This window comes from Pseudoalteromonas sp. CR1 (assembly GCF_019392235.1).
Lineage (GTDB): Bacteria > Pseudomonadota > Gammaproteobacteria > Enterobacterales > Alteromonadaceae > Pseudoalteromonas.
Window position 1 is genome coordinate 1 of sequence record NZ_JAHXRM010000584.1, and the last position, 241, is coordinate 241.

At 63.1% G+C, this 241-nt stretch carries 1 protein-coding gene; it reads left to right on the forward strand.

What is annotated here, in order from left to right:
- Positions 1-241 (forward strand): FAD binding domain-containing protein (locus KZZ04_RS20640; protein ID WP_219424095.1); only part of this gene is annotated, 241 nt, incomplete at both ends.

A 241-nucleotide genomic window follows, 5' to 3' on the forward strand; every position in this document is an offset into this window, starting at 1 on the left:
TGAGCAATGCCGACCTGGCGTGGCACCCTTTGATCGAACAGCGTTACCCGTTGCTGTCCCAGGCCATCCTCGCCGGCGCTTCACCGCAATTGCGCAATATGGCCAGCACCGGCGGCAACCTGTTGCAGCGCACCCGTTGCTATTATTTCTATGACGCCAGCGTGCCCTGCAACAAGCGCGAACCGGGCAGTGGCTGCCCGGCGCGCACCGGCTTGAACCGTATCCATGCGATTCTCGGCGC